Below are 1,666 nucleotides of genomic sequence, written 5' to 3' on the forward strand. Positions count from 1 at the left end.
TGTCCACCCAGTCCGTCCATGACATTATTTTTAAAATGTTCGATAATTATTTGGACTCTTTGGCTAATATTTGTATCATGAAGTTCTACAAACCTTGCAATCGCTCTTTTGGCATCAGATGTTTTAAGGGTTGGGTCATCTTCGATTTCCTTATTAATCCTATACATGGTTTCATAAGTTGTGTAGTTTTGCAAAACATCTAGGATAAAACCTTCTTCTATAGCCTGTTTCATAGAATATAGGTGGAAGGCCTCGTAATTACCATTTTTATTTAGTCTTCCAAACATCCTAAGGGTAGTAGCCTTTGGTGTAGCTGTAAAAGCAAACATAGACACATTGGCCTGCTTGCCTGATTTTCTAATCTTATCTAGGATAAGGTCATCTTCGTCCTGATAATCCCCATCATAAGAGGCCAAAGACTCGTTGACAGCCATCATATTTTTGCCAGATGTTGAAGAGTGGGCTTCATCAATAATTACTGCAAAATTTTTATCCTTAAGTCCAACAAGCTCATCAACTATATAAGGAAATTTTTGAATAGTTGTTGCTATTATTTTTGTATTGCCCTCAAGAGCAAGCTTTAAATCGTGAGATGAACACTTCTCATCCATGGTTTTTATTAGGCCGTGGGCATGGTCCAGACTCATCACTGCCTTTTGTAACTGCCTATCAACCACCACCCTGTCAGTGACAATTATAGTTGTATCAAAAATCACCTTATTATCTATATCGTGGAGGGAAACCAACCTATGAGCGAGCCAGGCAATTGAATTTGTCTTGCCAGAACCAGCCGAATGTTGGATAAGGTAATTTAGGGAAGTCTTATTTTCCTTCACATCAATCATTAATTTTCTAATCAGGTCTAATTGGTGAAACCTAGGGAAAATTACTGTTTCCTTAATCTTTGTAGACCCAGTAAGTTCGTCTTCTTTTTCGACTCTCTCAATAAAAATAAACTTCTTAATTAACTCTAAAAGCGAATCCTTGGTGAGGACTTCTTCCCACATATAGGACACAGGAAGCTTATCAGAAACTTCTGGATTGCCTGCACCTGTGTGAACTCCCTCGCCCCTGCCCTTGTTAAAAGGAAGGAAGAAAGTCGCAGGCCCATCTATTTTGGTAGTCATCATGACCTCTGATGTATCCATGGCAAAGTTTACAAAACAGCCTGCCTTCCACAAAAATAGCCTAGACTTAGGATCACGGTCTGTCCTGTATTGTTCAATGGCATCCCTGTAGGTCTGGCCAGAATATTCGCTCTTAAGCTCTAGGGAAATTATTGCCAGTCCATTTAAAAATAAAACTAAGTCTACCCTTTCATCATCATTTGCCCAAACCTCCTCCATGACAGAAAAGATATTGGATTCGTATTTTTCTGTAAGGTCCTTGTTAAAATCTGTGGCAGGCCTTGTATACATCAGCTCTAATTTTCTATTAGAAATCTCTATCCCATTTTTAAGGGCATCAACAAGAGAAGAACCTTTTTTAGTAATTTCTCCATTGATAAAGTTAACAAGAGTCTCTCTAAGGTCGTCCTTATAAATCCCCTCAAGGTCAGCCATCAAATCTCCTTGGCTCTTATATAAAAATTCAAAAAGGAGGTCTATATCCATAGCATAGGACCTGGAGAAATCCTTGTTTTTTCTCTCTATAAAGCCATTTTCAG

At 38.2% G+C, this 1,666-nt stretch carries 1 protein-coding gene; it reads right to left on the reverse strand.

The features are described from left to right. Positions 1–1,666: type I restriction endonuclease (locus tag Q0410_RS04295; protein ID WP_299033242.1), on the reverse strand; the 1,666-nt coding region annotated here is incomplete at both ends.

The sequence above is a fragment of the uncultured Anaerococcus sp. genome, assembly GCF_937934665.1.
GTDB lineage: Bacteria > Bacillota > Clostridia > Tissierellales > Peptoniphilaceae > Anaerococcus.